Origin of the sequence: Bacillus sp. GbtcB14, from assembly GCF_019091205.1 — a bacterium.
Lineage (GTDB): Bacteria > Bacillota > Bacilli > Bacillales > Bacillaceae_G > Bacillus_A > Bacillus_A cereus_AG.
In genome coordinates, this window is the sequence record NZ_JAGXJT010000012.1 from 24,819 (window position 1) to 46,533 (window position 21,715).

Here is a 21,715-nt window from a genome sequence, read left to right on the forward strand (position 1 = left end):
ATTTTTGTGTCGAAAAAGAATATCTAAAATTGAAAAATGGATAGAGAGAGATGGACAGAACCCTGCTAATAAAAGTTTTACTTTATTTTATCGGATTTGGAATAAAACTACTTTTATTTATCTGAATTTTCCGTTATTATTTTAAGTATTCGTGAACAATTTCCTTTATTACTACAAAAAGAGACGAGAGATTTATGGACATTACAAGGGGGTATTAATGAAAGTGAATGAAAAAACATATTTAAGTATAGAAGAGATTATTTCATTACCGACCTTATCAAGTACAAATATAAGCGATGACGGAAAAAACGTAGCGTTTGTTAAGAGAACAGCTAACTGGAAGAGCAATACATATAGAAATCATGTATGGATATATGAAACAGATAAAGGGCAAAGTTATCCATTAACGAATATGAATATGGATATAGATAGTACATGCCCAATATGGTCCCCAGATTCTAGGGATATCGCATACCTTAGCCCTGTTGGTGATGGGGAAAATCAGATCTTTGTTAAGTCAATGGATGGTTATGATAGGGTTCAAATTACTGATGAGAAAGAAGGGATCAGTACATTCAAATGGGATCCTACGGGTAAAGGTTTTTATTATATTGCACAGTCAAAAGAATGTGAGGAAATAAAGAAACGTAAGGAACTATATGGAGATTTTCAACATGTAGGTAAGGAACACCAGAACAATTGTTTATATTACATTGAAATAGAAAAAGTGATACAAAATGATAAAGAGGAACGCGAGATTAACGGTGTTTATCAACTAATGGATGGTAAGGATTTTTATATACATAATTTTGATATTTCAAATGATGGGAAAAAGGTTGTATGTATGGCTACACCAAGCCTAAATGATCATATGAATGGTGATCTATACATATTAGATGTTGAATCTAGGGAACTACAAAAGATGAATACAGATAAGTTATTGGGAGGGAGTGTTTGTTTTTCTCCTGAGGGCAGCAAAATATGTTACTCAGCAAGCATAAGAGAGAAGGATTACTATAAAAACCATATACAAGAGAGTACATTAGAGATATATGATCTGAATACTGGAGAACGAATTGTCCCTTTAACAAATTTTGATAGTACGATTATGCCATTACAGTGGACAGCTAAAGGAATTTTAATTCGATGGCAGGATAAAACGAATTACTGTATTGGATTGCTATGTGAGGATGGCACTGTGGAAATGTTAAGTGACAAAGTAGATGGCTTTATAATGGATGCCTTCATAACAATGGATGGAAACCATATAGCTTATAATAAGGCTATAACAAATGAAACTTTTGAAATCTATTTGGATGATAAAAAAATAACGAATGAAAATAGCTTTTTCGAAAGCAAGATTAAAAGTAACAGGGAAATCATCTCATGGCAAAGTAGTGATGGCCTTGAAATAGAGGGTGTTTTATCAACCCCTGTAGAGTTTAACGCAAATAAAAAATATCCTTTATTAGTAGTAATCCATGGTGGTCCGGCTTGGGCGTCCTTTCCGATATTTTCAGACTGTTTTAATGAGAAGTATCCGATTGAACAGTTTGTTGAAAAAGGCTTTATCGTTTTAGAACCAAACTACAGGGGAAGTTCTGGTTATGGTAATGAATTCTTAAAAGCAAATCATAGGAAACAAGGAATTGCTGACTATGAGGATGTGATATCTGGAGTGGATAAACTAGTTGAAGAAGGGATTGTAGATAAAGATAGAGTAGGAGTAATGGGATGGAGTAACGGGGGATATATATCAGCTTTCTGTTCTACATTTAGTAGTAGATTCAAAGCTATTTCGGTGGGGGGCGGAATTACTAACTGGAGTACTCATTATGTACATACAGATATCCCTTACTTTATTAGAATGTATTTAGGAGATACTCCATGGAATGATCCAGAGATATATAAGAAAACATCAGCAATGACATATATTAAATCAGCTTGTACGCCTACCTTAATTCAACATGGGGAAAAAGATGCAAGAATTCCAATTACAAATGCATATGAGCTACATCAAGGGTTAAGAGATATGGAAGTTGATACAGAATTAATGATATTTAAAGGAATGGCATATAGTTCTAATCAGCCAGGAATTCATGTGGCCATTATGAAGCAGAATTTGATGTGGTTTTCACACTATATTCTTGGAGAAAGTATGAAAGATTTTTAGTACTATATAATGGATATTGGCACAGGTGTTTTTGCTGTGCAACTGAGTCAGCTTGTTGTAAACTGCGTTTAAATCATTACTGAGAAGATTTAAATGACTATAAGATTTAGAGTAAATAAGAAAGAGCCTATACGTAGGCTCTTTTTCTTATTTATATTTTAAAAGTAAACTGTTACTACGCAGTTTTACTTAATTTATATGTTTCATGGTTGTTTTTACGGAAAAGTTTAGGAAAAACATAGCCATCTAATCCAATACGTCCAGCATTCTGTCCTGCAACTAAAATGAACATAGTTAAAATAAGCAGGTTTGGATTTACACTAACAGTTCCGCTTAATAAAAATGAAAGGTTCATTATGATTCCGAAAAATGCAGCTGTTTTTGTTAATCCACCTAAAATCAAACCTAGACCTACTAAAACTTCGCCCCATTGAACTAAAAAGCTAAATAGATCTGCATTTGGAAGAACAAAGTGTTGAAGGAAATCTGCCCACCAAACTTGTACAGCAGGGTGATCACCTGACGCCTGAGCGATAGCGCCTTTTAGAAAACCACTTGCGTCAAAGGATTGTCCGAAAACTTTACCTATTCCAGCAGTGAGCCATGCATATCCTATGTAAAGCCGTAAAAGTAATAATATGAAAGTAGCACGTTTATCAGTTCTTAAAAAATTGATAACCATTGAAATCCCTCCAATATTGTATTTACAAGTTTATTATATATTAATTGTGAAAAAATTCACAATGGAGAGAATGTGAACAAGGGTAGGTTGTGAATAATTGTTTTATTTTTTGTAACATTTTATCTGTTTTGATAAACTAAGAATAGAGATATATGGAAAGGAGACAAGGACTCAATATGTGGATGAACTTGTAATGATTAGAAATTAGATAGATGAATTTTTCTCTCATAAGTGAGGGGTTATTTAGCTATCTGTAAATCATGCAAGGACTGCATATTTGGCTTGTACATCCCCTTTGTAAGGATAGATACTTATGTGGGGAAATTTATATCTCTTATATAAAATATGCATCCTTTAAAATTGGAGGAGTATATGATGAATCAATTAAAACATAAAGTAGCAGTTGTTACAGGCGTAAGTCGTCTAGATGGTATAGGCGCAGCGATTTGTAAAGAATTAGCTGAAGCAGGATACGATATATTTTTTACATATTGGACAGCTTACGATAAAGAGATGCCTTGGGGCGTTGATCAAAGTGAACAAATACAATTAAAAGAAGAGTTACTAAAAAACGGTGTGAAAGTATCGAGTATGGAGTTAGATTTAACTCAGAGTGATGCACCGAAAGAGCTTATAAATAAAGTTACTGAACAACTGGGCTACCCTCATATATTAATTAATAATGCGGCGTATTCTACAAATAATGACTTCTCTAATTTGACTGCTGAAGATCTGGATAAGCATTACATGGTAAATGTTCGTGCGACTACGTTGTTAAGTAGTCAATTTGCCCGAGGATTTGATAAAAAATCCGGTGGTAGAATTGTGAATATGACTTCGGGGCAATCTCAAGGGCCTATGGCAGGAGAACTGGCATATGCAACAACAAAGGGAGCTATTGATGCTCTTACTAGTACGTTATCGGCGGAAGTGGCCCATTTAGGAATAACAGTGAATGCAATTAATCCAGGACCAACTAGCACAGGGTGGATGAATGAAGAGATAAAGAAAGGATTAAAACCAATGTTTCCTTTTGGCAGAATTGGTGAGCCAAAGGATGCAGCAAGACTTATTAAGTTTTTAGTAAGTGAAGAAGCAGAGTGGATTACGGGACAAGTTATTCATTCAGAGGGTGGATTTAAAAGATAAAGTGAAACTTTAATCAGTGGGGGGCATCCCCCACTGATTATTAACCCTCACCAATCGGGATTTTACGGGCAGTTGATTCCCCACCTAACTTCTTTTCTTCCGCTGAATTTTGAGGTGGGGGCTTACTGTCCACAAATAGAGGGATAAAAAGAAGGTATCTCACCCTGGTGAGATACCTTCTTTTTTAATCTTTCTTCAATCTTCGTGCAACACCATTTCCTAAAGACTGCAACCCTTGAACGAGGATAATTAAAATAAAGACTGTTGCATACATTACTTCAGGTTCGTAGCGTAAATGTCCGAATCGATACGCTAAATCACCCAAACCGCCAGCACCTACAAGTCCAGCCATTGCTGTTGCACCGATTAAACCGATCGTTGCAATTGTTAAGCCAAGTACAAGGGAGGGACGAGCTTCTTTCACCATAACGTGCCAAATGATTTTTATAGTAGAAACGCCCATTGCTTGGTAAGCCTCAATAACACCACGATCCACTTCTAATAAAGCTGTCTCCATTAATCGTGCAATATAAGGAGCCGTGAATACGACAAGTGGTACGATAACACCTTGCACACCAATGGATGTTCCCATTAGAAACTTTGTGAAAGGTAAAATGAAGAATAATAGAATGATAAATGGAAGAGAGCGAATGATATTAATAACGGTATTAAGAATAGGATAAATGATTTTATTTTCGTGCTGTCCACCAGGTCTCGTTAAAACAAGTGTGACACCAAGTGGCAGTGCAATAAGGATAGAGATGAATAGTGAAATAGATGTCATTTGAAATGTTTGGATTGTTGCTTCCCATATGACTTTACCCCATTCATCCAAAAAGGACTTGTTTCCCATAATCTGTTCTACCTCCTTCTACAATGATCCCTTGCTCTTGTAAGAATGATAAAGCGCGGTCTACTTCATTTTTTTCACCCTGCATATGAATGACTAGTTTCCCATATGCTTCATGTTTTAACTGTGTGATATTACCGGATAAAATATTTGGATACACTTGAAAACGTTTTGTAGCGATAGCTAATGCTGGTTCGCCAGAAGAGTTTCCTATAAATGAAAGTGTTACGATTTCTCCGGTTCTTTGTAGTTCTTTTTGTACCTCTTCTGGAATTTTAGCTGCAAATGCACTATTTACGAATTTCTTCGTTGTTATATGTTGTGGATTGGTGAAAATATCTTTCACAGTCCCACTTTCGATTACTGCTCCATGTTCCATAACAGCAACTCGGTCACATATACGCTGGATGACATTCATTTCATGTGTAATTAATAAAATTGTAATCCCGATTTCTTCATTAATCTTTAATAACAAATCAAGGATAGATTCAGTTGTTTCGGGGTCTAAAGCACTCGTTGCTTCGTCACTTAATAACACTTCAGGTTCATGAGATAGTGCACGAGCGATTGCTACACGTTGTTTTTGGCCGCCAGAAAGTTCACTTGGATATGAATCTTTTCGATTAAAAAGATCAACGATACGTAGATACTTTTCTACCCTTTTTTCAATTTCATTTTTGGGAAGCCCCGATAGGCGTAAAGGTAATGCAATATTTTCATAAACGGTAACGGTTTTAAGTAAGTTGAACCCTTGAAAAATCATTCCAATTTTTTGTCTCGCTTTTGCTAATTCTTTTGTCGACAGTGTAGTTAAATCTTTCTCGTTTACGATAATATTTCCTGTCGTTGGTTTTTCTAATAAATTTACACATCGAATTAATGTACTTTTACCAGCGCCACTATATCCAATGATTCCAAATACTTCGCCCTTTTTTACTTGAAGGGAAGTAGGTTTAAGAGCTTCTACATTCCCTTTTTTTGTTGTAAATACTTTGGATACATTTTTTAATTCAATCATTATCGTCAGCTCCTACCAAGATGGTAAAACTGAACCATCAAATTTTTTCTCGATAAATTCTTTTACTTCTTTAGATTGATAGGCTTTCTTTAATTTATTTACAACAGCATCATCTTTATTTTCAGTACGAACAACGACCCAGTTCACATATGGTGAATCTTTTCCCTCACGGAAGATAGAATCTTTCGCAGGGCTTAATTTTGCACCTAATGCAAAGTTTGTATTAATTGCAGCTGCTTTCACTTCACTTAGTTGTGTCGGTAATTGAGATGCCTCTAATTCAACAATCTTTAAATTCTTTGGATTTTCAATTACATCTTTCGCAGTCGCTTTTTCTGTAGCCTTTGGATCCACTTTTAAAACACCTGCTTTTTCAAATAGTTTTAAAGCTCGAAGTTCATTCGTTGGATCATTTGGTACAGCGATTGCGTCGCCCTCTTTTAAGTCTTTTACATCTTTTATGTCTTTAGAATATACGCCCATAGGGAATGTAACTGTTGAAAATACTTCCGTTAATTTCATATTACGTTCAGCTTTAAATACGTCTAAATAAGATTTCGTTTGATAGCTATTTACATCAAGACTTTTTTCATCTAGGGATACGTTTGGTGCTACATAATCATTAAATACCTTTACATCAATTTCGAGCCCATCTTTCGCTGCTACTTCTTTTACCTTTTCAAAAATTTGTTCATGTGGTCCACCTGTTACACCGACAGTAATCTTTTTCTCATCTAATGTTTTTACCTCTTTGTCAGAATTAGCACCACATGCACCTAGCAATAATACCGCTCCACTTACAATGCTCAATAATACCTTTTTCATCTATAATTCCTCCTTCATATACGTTACAAAATAAAAAGCACCTCTCAAAATAAGAGAGGTGCCGAATAGACAAAATAGGTTCCTCTCTTATCTTCCAAAACGAAAACTCGTTTTGCAGGAATTAGCACCTTAGCTTATACGTCATAAGCTCGGTTGCCGGGCATCATCGGGCCAGTCCCTCCGCCACTCTTGATAAGAGTATGTGTATGTAGTTTTTTAATATGGTACTAATAGTAAATCTTACAAAAAGAATTGTCAATGCTATTTTCTGAATATATTTTATTTTAAGGTAATCGAAACGTTACCTTTTTTATGCCCGTTTTCTACATACATATGGGCTTCAGCAATCTCTTCTAATCGGTAAGTTCTATCAATAACAGGCTTTAAATTTTCTGTTTCAGTTAGTTTTTTTAGTAGAAACATATCTTCTTTACTGACCTTTGCCATCATGCCATTAACAGATACATATACACCCGTAGGCGTTAATGCTTTTTTTCCAAGGGATCTTTTATGTTTTCCAACAGCATCAAATATAACATCATAGTATTCGCCCCGCTTAGTAAAATCTTCTTTCGTATAATCAATTACTTTATCAGCTCCTAAAGATTGCACTAGTGCAAAATTTGAATGACTACAAACAGCTGTAACGGTTGCACCGAAATATTTAGCAAGTTGTACGGCAGCTGTTCCTACTGATCCAGATGCGCCATATATTAGCACTTGTTGCCCCCTTTTTATACGGGCCTTTCGTAGGAAGTGTAGTGCCGAAGTTCCGCCAAAGGGAATAATTGCTGCTTCCTCATACGTTACATTGGTAGGTTTTAATGCTATTAATCCACTTTCATGTATACATGTATATTCTGCATAACCACCGACATTAAGCTCTGTTAATGCAAAAATTTGATCTCCTTTTTTAAATTGAGTTACATCTGTTCCTATTTCTTCGATTTCACCGGATAACTCTACACCGAGTATAGGCTTTCTCGGTTTTCTAAAACCTAATATGATCCGCATAGGAATCCAAAATAAGAGAGGGCTATTAAAGCTGCGCATTCTACAATCTCCAGTCGTTACACTTGTTGAGTGAATTCTAACTAATACTTCATTCTTTTTGGGAGTAGGCTTCGCTACATCCTGAAGTTTGAGAACATTAGGTGGTCCATACTTTGTGCAAATTATTGCTTTCATAATGACCTCCTGAAATGAGTTGTTATTACATCATATTTAACTAGTTCTTTAAAAATGTTGCTATGAGAGGAATAAAGTTAAATAGGGAGATTAAAAATTATATAGATTTCAGAGAGAAATAGATGATATCCTTTGGGGAAGGAGGGGGAATTATGAAAAAACTTATTTTAACTTCTAGTCTAGTATTTGCGGTTATGTTAGGTGCAGGATGTAGTAATGAGAAAACAGCAAAGACGGATGAACCGAAAAAAGAATCAGTTCAAAAAGAAAAGGAATTAGCCGCGAAGGATGTTTTCACGAAAACGAACGAAGCTTTTAAAAATGAAGAACATGTAACGATGACATATGATGTAGGGATAAAAGCTGAGGGAACAGAGATGGATATATTAAAGGCTAAGATGCAATTAGAGCCAAAGACAAAGAATTCTCGTTCTGAAATGAATGTTTCTGGTACGGATATTGTAGTATATACTGTGGATGGTAAAGTTGCAGGTCAGGTGAAAAATCCTGCTACAGGAGAAGTTATATCTGTACCAGAGGAGCAATTAAATGCTGGTGGGATGAAAGCAACTCAAGATATTATAGATAATTTAGAAGTGCCAGCAGTAGTGTTAGATAAAATGAAGATGGAGAAAAGCGGAGATAAATACAAACTGAAGTTCACATTAAAAGGGAAAGAAACAGAAAGTATGTTAACTAGCATGGATGAAACGCAGAAGAAAATGCTACAAGCGCAAAACGCAAAGATAGAAGAAGTGGATGGAGAATATATCATTACAAAAGATTTTAAATATGAATCAGCGAAGATTGATATGATTATGAGTAGTAATGGTAGGGATAAGGCACACATTATTACGAATGCAAAATATACATCGTACGAAAAGTTTGAGCCAATACAGATACCAGTAGCAAAGTAATGAATGTTAAGGGAGGTACCTGAAAGAATGGGTATCTCTTTTTGTTGCTAATAAGGAGAGTGTCATTTGAAAAAAAGAAAGATAGCAGTTGTCATTGTAGCGTATACCGCTTTGCTTGCAACGTCTGTACATACATATAAAAAACAACTTGATCATCCTACTATGAGTGATGTAGGCAAATTGCTTCCGACAAAAATAAAACGTGTTGAAAGTGCTACAGATGAGCGCTCGTTAATACAATTAGTGCGAGATGCAAATGTTTCAGGAGAGAAGATTTCTATCGCTGGTATGCAACATAGTCAAGGAGGACAAACATATTATCCGAACGGTACGATGCTCGATATGAAAGGATATAATAAAATATTAGAATTTGATCCGGAGAAGAAGCGAATCACGGTTCAAAGCGGTGTCACGTGGAATGATATTCAGAAGAAAATAAATCCATATGGTCTGGCAGTTCAAGTAATGCAATCTCAAAACATTTTTACTGTTGGTGGTTCATTAAGTGTAAATGTACATGGGCGTGATATTCGTCATGAAGCATTGATTGATACAGTAGAGTCGTTTAGGTTGTTAATGGCAGATGGTACGGTGCGTAATGTAAGTAGAGAAGAAAATGCTGATTTGTTTCCGTATGTAATTGGAGGGTACGGATTGTTTGGCGTGATTTTAGATGTGACGCTACAGTTAACAGATGATGCATTGTATGAAACGCATACGAAGGTACTAGATTATAAAGAATACGCGTCTTATTTCAAAGAAAAAGTGAAAAAAGATGAAAATGTTCGTATGCACTTAGCGCGTATTTCTGTTGCTCCAAACTCATTTTTAAAAGAGATGTATGTGACAGATTATACAGTGGCACAAAATCAAAATATGAGGGAAGAGTACAGTGAATTAAAGGAAGAAAATATTATAGCTGCACCGAAATTTTTGCTTGGGTTATCGCGTTATAGCGACTGGGGAAAGAATACGTTTTGGGATATACAAAGAAATTATTTTGAACGTACAGATGGAAAGTATGAGACACGAAATAATGTTATGAGGTCAGACAGTGCTTTTATGGAATATGAAAATCCGAATAGGACAGAAGTGTTACAAGAATACTTTGTGCCCGTAGATTCTTTCACAAAATACATAGATGATTTACGTAACACATTAACTGAAGAAGAGCTGAATTTGCTCAACATTACGATTCGTTATGTGGAAAAGAATGAAAATGCAGTTTTATCCTATGCGAAAGATGATATGTTTGCGCTGGTTCTTTTAATTAATCAGGGACGCTCAGAGGGCGAGATAAGGAAAACCGAGGATGTCATTCGGAAGATGATCGATGTTACTTTAAAGCATAATGGTAGTTATTATTTACCGTACTATTCTTACCCAACGAAGGAGCAGTTAAAGAGGGCATATCCTCGTATAGAAGAATTTCTTCAAAAGAAGAAGGAAGTAGATCCAGAAGAGAGATTTGTGAATTTATTTTATAGGGAGTATACGAAATGACATATAGAAGATTTGTAGCCTCACAAAGTATCATTATGATGGCGGGAAGTATGGTATTTCCCTTTTATATATTATTGCTTCGGAACGTTGGAAGTAGTTTCTCACAGTTTGGCTGGGCGTATGGCTTATTTGCTTTAACTTCAGCACTTGTATATCCGTTAGTAGGAAAGATGTCTGATCGAGTAGGCGATCAAAAATTATTAATTATATATGCTTGGTCCATGGCGATATTAATGCTTTGTTTTCCGATTGCCACGGAAGTCTGGCATGTATACATTCTTCAAATTGTAATGGGAGTTTTAGGTGCTGTGCAGCGTAATACCGAGAAGACGTCGTTAGCACGAAAGGTTGCGCAAGAAAATGCTGGTTATGAGATTGGAAAATATCATGTGTGGACATCGATTGGAGGAGCAGTAGCAATTATTGCAACGGGATATTTAGTAGATTTCTTTACGATTGGTACCATTTTTTATATTGCATCTATCTTATATGTAGTGAGTGGGATTGTATTAAGTAGTAAAAAAATATAATCATCCCCATTTTTACCTGAATACCCTTTATTTGTTATACTAAAAGGGAAAATAAAAGAAAAGGGGACATTGCCTTTGATGAAATTTTTAATTTTAGCTATTCTCACTTTGTTTTTGATTCCATGGACAAGAAGTGGTAGTAAACTTCGAGCAGTGGATAAGAAAGGGGATGAGAAGGTTGTAAAGGGTAAGAAATCATCCATTTTAGTTATTCCTGTGTTATTTTGGATAGGTATTGCAATCTACGAATATCTTTGGCTAATCGATGATCGAGCAGATTCGATTCTTACTCATTATTCCGTTGCAGTAGCAATTTTAATTGGGCTTGTTTTATTTTCACAAAATCAAATAGGGAAATTAGAAGGTACGTTAAAGGGACTTCTAATGTTTGTTTTACTCGCAAGTTACGGCTATTTTGGTTATTTGCACGATATAGTAATCACGCAAAAGAAATATGATTCTGTTGTGAAGATCGAGAAAGATATTTCAGAGCCATTTACTGAAAATGATCAGCCGTTTACAGTGCCGCCAAAGACAGCGGAGAATAAGATGAAAAAAGTATTTGGAGATATTCCGAAAGTAGCTTATTTTGAGCTAGGAGAATTAACGCCACAAATGGTAAATGGCGAGGCCTTATATGTAGCACCAATTGAAGTTTCAGGATTTTTTAAAGCACGTAAAGCTGAGACAATTCCAGGGTACGTAACGATGTCAGGTACGAATCCTGATGCGGAAGCGAAACTGCACCTTGGTTATAAAATGAAATATGTACCAAGCATGTTTTTTGGTAATAAATTAGAACGTGTCGTTCGAAAAGCAGAACCGGATTTAATTTTTAAAGGGAAACCTAAATTTGAAGTGGATGATAAAGGGAAACCGTATTATACAATGACGTATGGTGAATTTATTTCAGGAAGATCTGGATTTGAAGTAGAAGGCGTTGTAGTAGTAGATGCACAAACAGGTGAAGTGAAAAGATACGACAAAGGAAAGGCACCTAAATTCGTTGATGGCGTATTAAATCACGAGACTGCATCTACATTAAATACGTATTTCGGTAAATATATTCACGGATTTTGGAATACAAAATTCTCGCAAACGGATATGAAGATTCCGACTGAGTGGGGAACGAAAGAAGGAGTTACACCAATCTTCGGTAAGGATGGAACGTTATATTATTTTACTGATTTCACCTCTCCGAAAGAAGGAGTAGATTCTGCACTAGGTTACTCGCTTATTGATGCGCGTACAGGTAAGTTGTATTACTATAACGGAAAAGAAGTAAAGGGAATTATGGATGGTTCGGCTGCTACAGAAGTAGTGGATAATTCCTTTAAGAGAGAGAAATGGCACGGAACGATGCCGGTTATTTATAACGTGTACGGTAAACCTTCTTGGATTGTACCTGTTATTGATGACGGAGGATTAGTACGTGCTCACACGGTTATCTATGCTTCTAATGCGAAAATATTTGCAACAGGTTCGACGCAAAAAGAAGCACTTGAGAATTATAAAAATGCGCTGAGCGGAAGTGGAGATTCATTTAGACCGACTTCAAATGGTAAAGAAGCACAAAAAGAAGGCGTTGTACAACGTGTATATAAAGAAAAATCAGGTGAAAATACAATTGTGTACGTACTGATAGAGAATGAACAAAAAGTATTTATGATACCTGTGAAGAAATTCCCATATGCTATGTTTACAGAAGTGGGAGATCCGATTCAAATCACATATTTAGATACAGGCGAGGCGATGTCTTCCGTATCTAAATTTACAAATAGCAATTTGAAAAAGTAAAGCGATAGAAATTTTATCGCTTTTTTTTACGATATGAAACAGGAAAATGCACTATACTTGACGTATGTTTATGTTGTAACTATAATTGTTACGATTTAGTGTTTATAAGAAAGGGTGAACGGAAAAAGTGAATGGAGTTAATCACGAAATATATAAACCTGTAAAGACAAATAGGTTATGGATGATTCTTGTACTAGGGACACTTACGGCGATTGGGCCATTATCTATTGATATGTATTTGCCTTCTTTACCGAAATTAACGGATGATTTGCAAACAGGTGCATCCCTTGCACAGCTTACATTGACAGCTTGTTTACTGGGGCTTTCAGTTGGGCAATTATTTGTCGGTTCAATTAGTGATATTTATGGAAGGCGCAAACCTCTTATTATTGCTCTTATTATTTATGTTGCTTCTTCTTTACTTTGTGCTATTGCGCCATCTATTTGGAGTTTAGTGTTATTGCGCTTCTTACAAGGAGCTTCAGGATCGGCTGGGATTGTTATATCACGTGCAATGGTACGTGACATGTATTCAGGTTCTGAAATGACGAAGTTTTTCTCACTGCTCATGTTAGTAAACGGAGCAGCGCCTATTTTGGCACCGATTATTGGGGGACAATTGCTACAGTTTACAACATGGCGCGGTGTCTTCATCGTTCTTGGAGCAATTAGTGTATTCATGTTAATATCAGCTACTTTCGTATTACGTGAAACATTACCTCCTGAAGAAAGAGAAACAGGTGGTTTGTCAGGGACATTGGCGACGTACGGAAAACTGTTAAAGGATCGTTTGTTTATGGGATATGCATTATCACAAGGGCTAGTAACGGCGGCGATGTTTGCATACATTTCGGGCTCACCATTTGTGTTGCAGAACATATACGGAGCATCACCACAGCAATTTAGCTTATTCTTTGCGATTAACGGTATCGGTATTATTATTGCTAGTCAGGTTACGGGCCGTTTAGCAGGGAAAGTGAATGAGAAAACATTATTCGTTTCCGGTATTATTATTGCAGCTATTGGTGGTCTATCTTTATTACTGACAATCTTACTAGGAATAGGTTTAATTGGTGTTTTATGCTCGTTATTCCTTGTTGTATCAAGTGTCGGGGTTGTATCAACAACTGGGTTCTCGTTAGCGATGAGAAATCAGAAACAGGCTGCAGGAACGGCATCGGCTTTATTAGGTTTATTACAGTTCATTTCAGGAGCACTTGTTGCACCGTTAGTAGGTATTGGTGGAAGCAACACCGCATTACCGATGGGGGTTGTGATCGCTCTTTGTGAAATTGGTGCTGTGTTATGTTATCTATTTATGGCCAGAAGAAGTGAGAAGCAGTTTGAACTGCAACAAAGACAAAATTTAGAGGCTTAACAAAAAAGAACTGATTCAAAGGGAATATTTGAATCAGTTCTTTTTTTCATTTCTTTGAAATACCTCATACATATTATTCATGATCGTATCATATAAAACAGCAAGTTTATCCCACACCCAGCGATTACTATCGACTTCTTTTTCCCCGCAGTCGATAATATCGGTATGGTCGGTAATTTTATACGCCTTTTTAACGATAATAGGAGCAATTTTCGGTATACGTGGGATTTCTTTTAAGATATCTGCGAAGTTTCCAATGTAGACATGACCGATGATTTCGATTGTTAATGATTTATCTGATATATTTAGCACGGTATGAAATTGATTTGTATGTTGTTGTTTTAAATATTGGGCTAACTTAAATGGAGCATGTTTCTTTTTTAATACGCGGCGAAGGCTCTCTGTATTTTCGATATGAAGTGATTTTTCGCGAATAAGGACACGAATATCTTCTCCCATAAAAGGCATTGTGTTGTACATAGATGATTCTCCTTAAAAACTTACATATGTTTGCGTTATGCATATGTAAGTCTAGCATGGTTTGTTCTTTATGTGTGCTTACAGTTTTGTAAGGTGATGTAGTAAAGCAGTGCAAAAGTTATTTGTATAAAGTGACGATACTGTGACAAACATGTTGGTATATATATTACGATGTCGTCTTAAGTGTAAAAAGTAGGATGTTCTCGGTATAATAACAAGTGGAGATAAAAGAAACTATAATGAGTAGTAGTTGTAGATAAAAGGAGAAGAAGAGATGAAGAAGGTTTTGGGTATTGCTGTAATGGGAAGTATGCTCCTTCTAGCAGGGTGTAATGGAAATAAAGATACGAAAGAACCGAAAGAAAAGGTAGAGCAATCTACTGAACAAACAGAAGAGATGAAAGAATACCTTGCAGTACATGAAAAATACGATATAAAAATGAATAAAGAAATTAATAAAGCACTGCAGTTATTTGAAGTAGCAAAAGAAAAGGGCGGTAAGGAAATAACGAATGCTACATATAAAGAAGATGTGCAAAAGGTAACAACAAGCATGTTAGAGGATATTGATCATATACGTAAAGAAATTCGTGTACCAAAGTCGAAAGAGAAAGAACATGAGGTATATGTTGGTTTCCTGGATGAATCGGAACAAGCGATGAAAAAATTACAGAAGTTAGCTAAAGAAGAAGATTCATCATTGATTCGTGATATTGAAATTAACTTTGCAACAGCATCGACATACTATAAACGTTTTCAAACAGAAGCGAAAAAATAACCTTGCCTGGGCAAGGTTATTTTTTCTTCTTACCATCACCGTCTTCATCCTCGGATACTAATACCTTCTGTTCTTCGTGAAATTCGGAAATAGTTTGTCCTGTAATATTATCGAAAGAGGTATAAAAAGAGGTGATACTTCTTCTTTTAATGAAGAGTTTGTAGAACCCGATGATGACAAGAATGATGATTGTTAATGGTAATCCTATAGTAGCAAGAAGTAAGGGGTCCATCATATAACTCCTTTAACATCTTTTCTTTTTATTATAAGTGAAAACTATAATTTCGATAAAAGGATTAAAAACTGATTTTTCTAAATATATCCAATTTGATTGACTTTTCATTTTTTCAGAATTATAATTCGAAATATACAATTTGAACCAAATAATAATATAGCAATTTACTTATCCAGAGAGGTAGAGGGACTGGCCCTATGACACCTCAGCAGCGGGTTCTGTAAGATGAACACCGTGCTAATTCCAGCAAGCAAGTCTTGAAAGATAAGTGATGGGCCTTTGTTTATTAAGCCTTGATCTTATTTTTTAAGATCAAGGCTTTTTGTATTTTAAGAAGAGAAAAGGGAGTAATGGGAAAGATACGTCAATAAAACAAAGTAAATTTATGAGTTTAGGGGGTTATTAGAGTGTATGTTGTTAAAAAACTATCAGTTATGGTTTTCACATTATGGGTTATTACGACAGTGACATTTTTAATTATGCATATTATTCCGGGAGATCCATTTTCATCAGATGCGAAAATCTTTCCTGAAGAAGTGATACAAAACATGAGGGCGAAGTATCATCTTGATGAACCGTTATGGAATCAATATGTTGCTTATTTAGACGGTGTAGTTCATTTTGACTTTGGTGAATCCGTTCAATCGACAGGGCAAGGCGTATCAGAGATTATAACGACAGGATTTGGTCCATCAGCAATTATCGGTCTACAAGCACTTATTATTTCATTGTTAGTTGGGATTGCAGCAGGCACATTTGCAGCCCTCTATCACGGGAGAGTAATTGATTATGGTGTGAGTTTGCTTGCAATTCTCGGCATATCTATTCCAAGCTTTATTCTAGCACCATTATTTATACAAGTATTTGCTATCCAATTTGAACTTTTACCAGTAGCGTCTTGGGGAACATTCGAACATACGGTATTACCATCTTTCGCATTGGCGCTAGGTCCAATCGCGGTTATTACAAGATTTGTTCGTTCTAATATGATCGAAGTATTGCAGAGTGATTATATTAAGCTAGCGAGAGCGAAAGGTATACCAATTAAGAAAATCATTATAAGACATGCTCTTCGAAATGCGATTGTTCCAGTACTTACATTTGTTGGACCATTAATGGCTGGACTGCTAACAGGGACTTTCGTTATTGAAAAAATCTTTTCAATTCCTGGTCTAGGAAAATATTTTGTAGATAGTATTTTCAATCGAGATTATCCGGTGATTATGGGAACAACGATTTTCTATAGTGCATTATTAATTTCTTGTATTTTCATTACAGATATTATTCATCGTATTGTGGATCCACGTATTCGTTCTATTACGTAAGGAGGGGGGATATTTAAATGGGAGCTTATGAAATTAATAAACAGTTATTAACAAATGAAGAGAAAAAAGAATTAACGATAAATAAAGATCAGCAAACGATTAGCCGAAAGAAGGAAGTGATTCGTAAGTTTATATCGAATCCAATCGCAGTTTTAGGATCAGTGACGTTATTACTAATTATTGTATTCTCTCTTATTGGTGAAAGTTTAACGCCATTTACTGCGAGCGAGCAAGTAAAAGAGGCAACAAACTTACCGCCTAGTAGTGAGCATTGGTTTGGAACAGATGATTTAGGTAGAGACATATGGGCACGTACATGGGCTGGTGGGAAAATTTCACTAACGGTTGGATTGGTAGCAGCAGCTCTTGATATAGGACTAGGTGTATTAATCGGTGGCTTTAGTGGATATGTGAGAGGGCGTAGTCGCCTTGGAACGTTAATTGATGAGTGGATTATAAGAGGGATTGAAGTGTTATATGGTATCCCGTATTTATTAATTGTTATTTTACTATTAATCGTTATGAAACCAGGTCTTTTTACCATCATTATCGCTCTTGCATTAACAGGATGGATTGGAATGGCACGTCTCATTCGAGCCCAAGTCTTGTCTTTAAAACAAAGAGAGTTTGTTATTGCGGCAGAACGATTAGGCACATCTCATATGAAAATTATATATGGGCATTTAATTCCGAACTTAACGGGTATTATTATCGTAAATTTATCATTTACAATTCCAGCAGCTATTTTCTCAGAATCATTTTTAAGCTTTATTGGTCTTGGAGTGCAATCACCAGCAGCGAGTTGGGGAACGATGACGAACGATGCGCTCGGGACATTACTAAGCGGAGAGTGGTGGCAACTATTCTTCCCGGCAATCATGATTGCACTTATTATGTTCGCATTTAATGCCATTGGTGATGGTTTGCAAGATGCAATTGATCCAAAAATCGTGAAACGGAATCGAAAGGAGAAAAAACATGGCACAAATCTTATCTTTAGAAAACGTAACGTTAGCCGTTGAAAAAGAGACTAGTAAGCAAGCGATTGTGAAGCATGTTTCCTTTTCTATTAACGAAGGTGAAATAGTTGCACTTGTAGGAGAAAGTGGTTCAGGAAAAAGTGTTACAGCACAATCTATTATCGGCTTAAATCAAGAATCCATTCATATCGAAGATGGAAATGTATCTTTCCAATCAAAAGAATTAACGAATTTACAAGAATCAGAATGGAATCAAATTCGTGGGAAAGATATTTCCTTTATCTTTCAAGATCCACTTTCATCTTTAAACCCAACGATGAAAGTAGGAAGACAAATTACAGAAGTAATTTTGCAACATGAGAAAAAATCGAAAAAAGAAGCAAAAGAAATTGCAATTAACTTATTAAATGATTTAGGGATACATGAAGCAGAGAAACGCTTTGAACAGTACCCACATCAATTAAGCGGAGGCATGAGGCAGCGTATTTGTTTAGCAATTGCGTTTGCTTGTCATCCAAGGCTTGTTATTGCAGACGAGCCAACAACAGCGTTAGATGTAACGATTCAAAAGCAAATTATGGGGTTATTAAAAGAGCGGAAAGAAAAACAAAATACGAGTATTTTATTAATTACACATGATTTGGCACTTGTGCGTGAAGTAGCTGACCGAGTAGTTGTTATGTACGGGGGGCGTGTTGTTGAAAAAGGAACGATACAGGAAGTAATAGGTTCTCCTAAACATCCATATACGAAAAGCTTATTACAAGCAATTCCGAATATGGATGATTCCGAAAAAATATTACGTGCAATAGAAGGAACGACACCCTCTATTGAAACATTAAATAGCTTTGGTTGTCCGTTTGTGAATCGTTGCCCAGTAGCGATAAAAGAATGTATTCATCGCTTCCCAGAGAGAACAACATATTCTGAGGAGCATAGTTCACATTGCTGGCAGCATGTTCTTGAGCATAACCAAGCGAAATCAAAAGAGAAGGTGAATGCCTCATGACGACAGATTTAATTACTGTAAAGCAAGTAACGAAAACGTATGGAAGTAAAAATAAAGAAATCGCAGCGTTAAAAGGTATATCACTTTCTATCCCGAAAGGAACAACGCTTGGCATTATTGGAGAAAGTGGTTCTGGAAAGACAACACTTGGTAAGCTCATAGCTGGGATTGAGAAACCAACGTCTGGTGAAATTGATTATAGCGGTCAAGTTGTCCATAAGTTGAAGGCAGCTCATAAGCGTGATTTCTTACAGAAAGTACAGTTCATTTTTCAAGATTCAACAGCTGCATTAAATCCGCGCTGGAAAGTACGCGATATTGTAACAGAAGGCTATATTTCATTCGGTTTAGGTGATAAGAGGTTGAAAGATAAAGTCGCAGGTGATGCGCTAGAGCGTGTTGGATTAGATAGACGATATATTGATCGTTACCCGCATGAATTTAGTGGAGGGCAACGTCAACGTATCGCTATTGCAAGAGCCTTATTATGTGAGCCAGAAGTATTGATTCTTGATGAACCAATTTCAGCATTAGATGTTTCATTGCAAATTCAAATTGTACATCTGTTGCAAAAAATCCAAAAGGAACAAGACTATACATATTTATTCATCGCACACGATTTACCGATGGTTCACTACTTATGTGAAAAAGTGGCTGTCTTATATAAAGGAGAACTTGTTGAATTTGGAAATACGGACGAAGTATTTCGTAATCCACAACATTCTTATACAAAAACATTATTAGCATCAACACCAAAAATTTCAGGGTAAAGGGGAATGTAAGATGAAGAAGTTTTTACTGTTTGTCATTATGACCGTATTAGCAATTACTTCTGTCGCTTGCGGTAAGAAAGAGACGCAAAAGGCAAGTGCTGGTAAGGGAGAAGGGGATCGATTAGTAACGAATATTGGTAGCGATCCATATACACTTGATTCCGCTATTGCAACAGATAGCACGTCAGGTTATGTAATTGGACATTTATTCTCAAGTCTATATACGCAAGATAGTGATGGGAAATATCAAAATGAATTAGCAGAGAAAGAAGAAGTAAATGCGGATGGAACTGAGTATACAATTCATTTAAAGAAAGATATTAAATGGTCAGATGGTTCTCCTATTACAGCAAATGATTTTGCATTTGCATGGAAACGATTATTAAATCCGAAGACAGGTTCTATGAATGCGACAGAAATGTATTTTATTAAAGGGGCAGAGGCATATAATACTGGAAAAGGTGAAGAGGGACAGGTTGGTATTCAAGTTGTTGATCCCCAAACATTAAAGGTAACACTTGAGCACCCGGTGTCTTCTATTAAACAAAAATTAGCAAGCTCATTATTCATTCCATTATCTAAAAAATCAATTGATGATAATAATAAGTTAAAAACAGATCCAAAAGAGTTAATTACGAACGGACCATTCACGTTAAAAGAATGGAAGCATAATCAGGCTATTACAGTACAAAAAAATAAAGAATACTATGATAAAAAAGTAACATTAAAAGAAATTGAGTTTCGTATTATTCCAGATTCTAAAACAGCGTACCAATTATATAAATCAAAAGAATTAGATTTACTAAGTAGTTTACCGCAAGAAATGATTGAGAAAGAAAAAGGAAATAAAGAATATAAGCGTGTTGCAGGATTTTCATCTTATATTTATTCGTTTAACGTAGAAAAAGAGCCATTCACAAATGCGAAAGTGCGTAAAGCATTCTCATTAGCAGTTGATCGTAAGTTCATCGTTGAAAAACTGTATAAGAATAATGCACAAGAAGCAAATGCATTCGTTCCAGAAGGAGCAAAAACTCAAAGTGGCCGTGATTTCCGTAAAGAAAAAGGTGGTTACGTTAAATTTGATCCAGCAGAAGCGAAAACATTATTAGAAGAAGGTATGAAAGAACAAGGCTGGTCTACATTACCTGAAGTAACATTAAAATTCACTACAGATACACAACATAAAAAAGTAGCAGAAGCAATGCAAGAAATGTTTAAGAAAAATCTTGGCGTAGATATTAAATTAGAAAATAAAGAGTGGAAGAGTTACATCGACACATACAAGCAAAGTGATTTCCAATTAGCTTATATGGGATGGGGCGGCTCTTTATTAGATCCAATTACTAAACTAGATTTATATGCAGGTGATGGTCCGAATAACTATGCAAAATGGTATAATAAAGAATTCGATGCTTTAGTAAAAGAAGCGGAAGTTGAACAAGATGAAGATAAGCGCTTTGACTTACTGCATAAAGCAGAAGATATTATGTTTACAGATTCACCATTAATTCCGGTTATATTCCCTTCTGATTCTTATTTACAAAAAGAATCGGTATCTGGACTTCAATATTATGTTGGATCTAAACCAGATTTAAGATATGCAAAAATAAAGAAGTAGGCAACCGCCTACTTCTTTATTTTATTTCTCTTTTATATTCTTTTTTCGTTCCATCAGAGAAGACAACTTCTAAATCAAATTTTTGGTAGTCTTTATCAAGTTTGAACACGTTCACTACTTGATCGATTACTTCTTGATCTGGAGTATCCTTATCAAATTTTAATTCTTGTAGAATAGGGCTTAATTTTGTGATAGCCTCGTCGCCTGTTAATTTTACATCTGCTTTATGATCTTCAATTTTTGCTTCCATTTTTTTATCAGCTGCTACATTTTTATAGTCTGCTTCGTAGTCTTTCTTTGTATCTTGGTAGTCTGCTTTTAAATCAAATTCATTGAAGTTTAATTTTAAATCAGCAGGAGCTTCATTTTTTGCCTCTTCTGTAGTCTTTTTATTAGAAGTTGTGTCTTCTTTTGCAGGAGCTTTACATCCTGTTAATGCAGGTACTAGCATAAGAGCTAATAAAACTGATAGTAAAATTCTCATTATAAATTCCTCCTTATGTA

The 21,715-nt window shown here is 35.7% G+C and carries 21 protein-coding genes and 2 riboswitches; of the genes, 13 read left to right on the forward strand and 8 right to left on the reverse strand.

The window, feature by feature from the left end; translation table 11 throughout:
- The first annotated feature begins 217 nt into the window (after positions 1-217).
- Entirely contained in the window at positions 218-2,173 is a 1,956-nt protein-coding gene (locus KVT31_RS24760) for a S9 family peptidase (RefSeq protein WP_088094862.1), read from the forward strand.
- A gap of 175 nt (positions 2,174-2,348) precedes the next feature.
- Here KVT31_RS24760 and KVT31_RS24765 read toward each other — a convergent pair whose 3' ends face one another.
- Positions 2,349-2,855: a DoxX family membrane protein gene (locus tag KVT31_RS24765; RefSeq protein ID WP_088094861.1), complete on the reverse strand. Its 507-nt coding sequence runs from the start codon at positions 2,853-2,855 to the stop codon at positions 2,349-2,351.
- Positions 2,856-3,227: 372 nt separating this feature from the next.
- Between KVT31_RS24765 and KVT31_RS24770 the strand changes: the two genes are divergently transcribed.
- Entirely contained in the window at positions 3,228-4,004 is a 777-nt protein-coding gene (locus KVT31_RS24770; protein ID WP_140392313.1) for an SDR family oxidoreductase, read from the forward strand.
- Positions 4,005-4,188: 184 nt separating this feature from the next.
- Here KVT31_RS24770 and KVT31_RS24775 read toward each other — a convergent pair whose 3' ends face one another.
- The 4 genes from KVT31_RS24775 to KVT31_RS24790 form a co-directional block, all read right to left on the reverse strand.
- Entirely contained in the window at positions 4,189-4,857 is a 669-nt protein-coding gene (locus KVT31_RS24775; RefSeq protein WP_088094859.1) for a methionine ABC transporter permease, read from the reverse strand.
- Entirely contained in the window at positions 4,832-5,872 is a 1,041-nt protein-coding gene (locus tag KVT31_RS24780) for a methionine ABC transporter ATP-binding protein (RefSeq protein WP_088094858.1), read from the reverse strand. Before KVT31_RS24780 ends, KVT31_RS24775 begins: the two co-directional genes overlap by 26 nt.
- A gap of 12 nt (positions 5,873-5,884) precedes the next feature.
- Positions 5,885-6,697 carry a MetQ/NlpA family ABC transporter substrate-binding protein gene (locus tag KVT31_RS24785; protein ID WP_088094857.1) on the reverse strand — a complete coding sequence of 271 codons (813 nt, stop codon included), beginning with the start codon at positions 6,695-6,697 and terminating at the stop codon, positions 5,885-5,887.
- Positions 6,698-6,781: 84 nt separating this feature from the next.
- Positions 6,782-6,896, reverse strand: a riboswitch (SAM riboswitch).
- Positions 6,897-6,976: 80 nt separating this feature from the next.
- On the reverse strand, positions 6,977-7,885 hold the full coding sequence (locus KVT31_RS24790; protein ID WP_088094856.1) for an NAD(P)-dependent alcohol dehydrogenase: 909 nt from the start codon (positions 7,883-7,885) through the stop codon (positions 6,977-6,979).
- 152 nt (positions 7,886-8,037) lie between these two features.
- Here KVT31_RS24790 and KVT31_RS24795 point away from each other — a divergent pair, with 152 nt between their 5' ends.
- The 5 genes from KVT31_RS24795 to KVT31_RS24815 all read left to right on the forward strand — a co-directional run bounded on the left by KVT31_RS24795 (position 8,038) and on the right by KVT31_RS24815 (position 14,010).
- Positions 8,038-8,802, forward strand: a complete 765-nt coding sequence (locus tag KVT31_RS24795; RefSeq protein WP_088094855.1) for a hypothetical protein — start codon at positions 8,038-8,040, stop codon at positions 8,800-8,802.
- Between the two features lie 66 nt (positions 8,803-8,868).
- Positions 8,869-10,305 carry an FAD-binding oxidoreductase gene (locus KVT31_RS24800; protein WP_088094854.1) on the forward strand — a complete coding sequence of 479 codons (1,437 nt, stop codon included), beginning with the start codon at positions 8,869-8,871 and terminating at the stop codon, positions 10,303-10,305.
- Complete coding sequence (locus tag KVT31_RS24805) at positions 10,302-10,835, forward strand: MFS transporter (RefSeq protein WP_088094853.1); 534 nt, start codon at positions 10,302-10,304, stop codon at positions 10,833-10,835. Before KVT31_RS24800 ends, KVT31_RS24805 begins: the two co-directional genes overlap by 4 nt.
- 78 nt (positions 10,836-10,913) lie before the next feature.
- Positions 10,914-12,632, forward strand: a complete 1,719-nt coding sequence (locus KVT31_RS24810; RefSeq protein WP_088094852.1) for a DUF3981 domain-containing protein — start codon at positions 10,914-10,916, stop codon at positions 12,630-12,632.
- A gap of 127 nt (positions 12,633-12,759) precedes the next feature.
- Complete coding sequence (locus tag KVT31_RS24815) at positions 12,760-14,010, forward strand: multidrug effflux MFS transporter (RefSeq protein ID WP_044440642.1); 1,251 nt, start codon at positions 12,760-12,762, stop codon at positions 14,008-14,010.
- Positions 14,011-14,043: 33 nt separating this feature from the next.
- Here KVT31_RS24815 and KVT31_RS24820 read toward each other — a convergent pair whose 3' ends face one another.
- On the reverse strand, positions 14,044-14,490 hold the full coding sequence (locus KVT31_RS24820; protein WP_000282867.1) for a hypothetical protein: 447 nt from the start codon (positions 14,488-14,490) through the stop codon (positions 14,044-14,046).
- A gap of 274 nt (positions 14,491-14,764) precedes the next feature.
- Here KVT31_RS24820 and KVT31_RS24825 point away from each other — a divergent pair, with 274 nt between their 5' ends.
- Positions 14,765-15,268 carry a hypothetical protein gene (locus KVT31_RS24825; protein ID WP_088094851.1) on the forward strand — a complete coding sequence of 168 codons (504 nt, stop codon included), beginning with the start codon at positions 14,765-14,767 and terminating at the stop codon, positions 15,266-15,268.
- Positions 15,269-15,284: 16 nt separating this feature from the next.
- Here the strand turns inward: KVT31_RS24825 and KVT31_RS24830 are convergent, their stop codons facing one another.
- Positions 15,285-15,500: a DUF3951 domain-containing protein gene (locus tag KVT31_RS24830; protein ID WP_088094850.1), complete on the reverse strand. Its 216-nt coding sequence runs from the start codon at positions 15,498-15,500 to the stop codon at positions 15,285-15,287.
- Between the two features lie 168 nt (positions 15,501-15,668).
- Positions 15,669-15,774: riboswitch (SAM riboswitch) on the forward strand.
- Between the two features lie 136 nt (positions 15,775-15,910).
- Between KVT31_RS24830 and KVT31_RS24835 the strand changes: the two genes are divergently transcribed.
- Genes KVT31_RS24835 through KVT31_RS24855 form a run of 5 tightly spaced genes read left to right on the forward strand, consistent with a single transcriptional unit; the run spans position 15,911 to position 21,211 of the window.
- Positions 15,911-16,828 carry an ABC transporter permease gene (locus KVT31_RS24835; RefSeq protein ID WP_088094849.1) on the forward strand — a complete coding sequence of 306 codons (918 nt, stop codon included), beginning with the start codon at positions 15,911-15,913 and terminating at the stop codon, positions 16,826-16,828.
- 17 nt (positions 16,829-16,845) lie between these two features.
- Positions 16,846-17,850, forward strand: coding sequence for an ABC transporter permease (locus KVT31_RS24840; RefSeq protein WP_088094848.1), 1,005 nt, complete (start codon positions 16,846-16,848; stop codon positions 17,848-17,850).
- Positions 17,807-18,817, forward strand: coding sequence for an ABC transporter ATP-binding protein (locus KVT31_RS24845; RefSeq protein ID WP_088094847.1), 1,011 nt, complete (start codon positions 17,807-17,809; stop codon positions 18,815-18,817). The genes KVT31_RS24840 and KVT31_RS24845 overlap by 44 nt, the downstream gene beginning before the upstream one ends.
- Complete coding sequence (locus KVT31_RS24850) at positions 18,814-19,587, forward strand: ABC transporter ATP-binding protein (RefSeq protein WP_088094846.1); 774 nt, start codon at positions 18,814-18,816, stop codon at positions 19,585-19,587. The genes KVT31_RS24845 and KVT31_RS24850 overlap by 4 nt, the downstream gene beginning before the upstream one ends.
- A 13-nt stretch (positions 19,588-19,600) precedes the next feature.
- Entirely contained in the window at positions 19,601-21,211 is a 1,611-nt protein-coding gene (locus KVT31_RS24855) for a peptide ABC transporter substrate-binding protein (protein ID WP_088094845.1), read from the forward strand.
- Between the two features lie 16 nt (positions 21,212-21,227).
- Here KVT31_RS24855 and KVT31_RS24860 read toward each other — a convergent pair whose 3' ends face one another.
- Positions 21,228-21,695 carry a YusW family protein gene (locus tag KVT31_RS24860; RefSeq protein ID WP_088094844.1) on the reverse strand — a complete coding sequence of 156 codons (468 nt, stop codon included), beginning with the start codon at positions 21,693-21,695 and terminating at the stop codon, positions 21,228-21,230.
- Positions 21,696-21,715: the final 20 nt, after the last annotated feature.

What these genes read in the sequence shown, in the direction of transcription:
- KVT31_RS24760 (WP_088094862.1), top strand. Translation starts at nt 218, where the DNA reads ATGAAAGTGAATGAAAAAACATATTTAAGTATAGAAGAGATTATTTCA.
- KVT31_RS24765 (WP_088094861.1), bottom strand. Translation starts at nt 2,855, where the DNA reads ATGGTTATCAATTTTTTAAGAACTGATAAACGTGCTACTTTCATATTA.
- KVT31_RS24770 (WP_140392313.1), top strand. Translation starts at nt 3,228, where the DNA reads ATGATGAATCAATTAAAACATAAAGTAGCAGTTGTTACAGGCGTAAGT.
- KVT31_RS24775 (WP_088094859.1), bottom strand. Translation starts at nt 4,857, where the DNA reads ATGGGAAACAAGTCCTTTTTGGATGAATGGGGTAAAGTCATATGGGAA.
- KVT31_RS24780 (WP_088094858.1), bottom strand. Translation starts at nt 5,872, where the DNA reads ATGATTGAATTAAAAAATGTATCCAAAGTATTTACAACAAAAAAAGGG.
- KVT31_RS24785 (WP_088094857.1), bottom strand. Translation starts at nt 6,697, where the DNA reads ATGAAAAAGGTATTATTGAGCATTGTAAGTGGAGCGGTATTATTGCTA.
- KVT31_RS24790 (WP_088094856.1), bottom strand. Translation starts at nt 7,885, where the DNA reads ATGAAAGCAATAATTTGCACAAAGTATGGACCACCTAATGTTCTCAAA.
- KVT31_RS24795 (WP_088094855.1), top strand. Translation starts at nt 8,038, where the DNA reads ATGAAAAAACTTATTTTAACTTCTAGTCTAGTATTTGCGGTTATGTTA.
- KVT31_RS24805 (WP_088094853.1), top strand. Translation starts at nt 10,302, where the DNA reads ATGACATATAGAAGATTTGTAGCCTCACAAAGTATCATTATGATGGCG.
- KVT31_RS24810 (WP_088094852.1), top strand. Translation starts at nt 10,914, where the DNA reads ATGAAATTTTTAATTTTAGCTATTCTCACTTTGTTTTTGATTCCATGG.
- KVT31_RS24820 (WP_000282867.1), bottom strand. Translation starts at nt 14,490, where the DNA reads ATGTACAACACAATGCCTTTTATGGGAGAAGATATTCGTGTCCTTATT.
- KVT31_RS24825 (WP_088094851.1), top strand. Translation starts at nt 14,765, where the DNA reads ATGAAGAAGGTTTTGGGTATTGCTGTAATGGGAAGTATGCTCCTTCTA.
- KVT31_RS24830 (WP_088094850.1), bottom strand. Translation starts at nt 15,500, where the DNA reads ATGGACCCCTTACTTCTTGCTACTATAGGATTACCATTAACAATCATC.
- KVT31_RS24840 (WP_088094848.1), top strand. Translation starts at nt 16,846, where the DNA reads ATGGGAGCTTATGAAATTAATAAACAGTTATTAACAAATGAAGAGAAA.
- KVT31_RS24845 (WP_088094847.1), top strand. Translation starts at nt 17,807, where the DNA reads ATGGCACAAATCTTATCTTTAGAAAACGTAACGTTAGCCGTTGAAAAA.
- KVT31_RS24850 (WP_088094846.1), top strand. Translation starts at nt 18,814, where the DNA reads ATGACGACAGATTTAATTACTGTAAAGCAAGTAACGAAAACGTATGGA.
- KVT31_RS24855 (WP_088094845.1), top strand. Translation starts at nt 19,601, where the DNA reads ATGAAGAAGTTTTTACTGTTTGTCATTATGACCGTATTAGCAATTACT.
- KVT31_RS24860 (WP_088094844.1), bottom strand. Translation starts at nt 21,695, where the DNA reads ATGAGAATTTTACTATCAGTTTTATTAGCTCTTATGCTAGTACCTGCA.